This window comes from Selenomonas sp. oral taxon 892 str. F0426 (assembly GCF_000468035.1).
GTDB lineage: Bacteria > Bacillota > Negativicutes > Selenomonadales > Selenomonadaceae > Centipeda.
Genome location: NZ_KI260541.1, coordinates 1 through 1101 on the forward strand (window position 1 = coordinate 1; position 1101 = coordinate 1101).

Genomic DNA, 1101 nt, shown 5'->3' on the forward strand with positions numbered 1-1101 from the left:
GTCGGCGCTTAATTCCTGTCATACGGTAAATTCCGCACACAAAAGAGATTCCATTCGCCCCACTTAGCGTTTGGAATCTCTTTTTTCTTGTAAAGAATCATTAGGCAATCCCCTTCGTTCTGTGTTATAATTTTCTTATATTTGAAACGTAGGAGGGAAGGCCGTTGTTTGCAAAGACCTATGGTGCGACGACCCTCGGGATTGACGGACGGATTATCGACGTTAAGGTGGATGTGTCGCCGGGGCTGCCGGGCTTTGAACTGGTGGGGCTTCCCGATACGTCGGTAAAGGAGTCGAAGGAGCGGGTACGGACTGCGATTCGCAACTCCGGCATTCAGCTGCGGCAGGAGCGGGTGACGGTGAATCTTGCACCTGCCGATGTGCGAAAGGATAGCTCGGGGCTTGATCTGCCGATAGCGGTCGGTCTCCTTGCATCCTACGGCATGGTTCCCGAGGCGGCGGTGCAGAGTGCGCTTTTTTCAGCGGAAGTCTCCCTTGATGGGAACTGCCGTCCGATCAGCGGCATTCTCCCGATGGCGATTACGGCACGGGAGCATGGGCTGACGGAGTTCTACGTTGCTCCGTCGAATGTGGACGAGGCACTGCTCATCGACGGACTGAAGGTCTATGCGGTCGAAACACTGGCGCAGTTGGTACGCCATCTGACGGGAACGGAAACGCTGACTCCTGCTGTGCCACAAGCAACAGAACAGAAAAAGGACGCTGCGTTCACCGATGACTTTGCAGATGTGCAGGGGCAGTATCAGGCGAAACGTGCGCTTGAAATTGCAGCGGCGGGAGGGCATAATGTTCTGATGGTCGGTGTGCCCGGCTCGGGCAAGACGATGCTGGCACGTCGGATGAGTTCGATTCTGCCGGAGCTGACGAAGGAAGAAGCCATCGAGATCACGAAGATTTACAGCATCTCAGGACTGCTCGGCAAGGATACAGGGCTTGTGACCACGCGCCCCTTCCGCAGTCCGCATCATACCTCCTCGACTGTGGCGATGATCGGCGGTGGGAGCATTCCGCGTCCGGGTGAGGTGACACTCGCGCATCACGGCGTACTCTTTCTCGACGAGCTGCCGGAGTTCAGCAAGA

General features: G+C 56.3%; 1 protein-coding gene. It reads left to right on the forward strand.

Annotation, left to right across the window (positions count from 1 at the left end):
- Positions 1-164: 164 nt before the first annotated feature.
- A partial coding sequence (locus tag HMPREF1992_RS07920; protein WP_021685372.1) for a YifB family Mg chelatase-like AAA ATPase occupies positions 165-1101 on the forward strand: 937 nt, incomplete at its 3' end.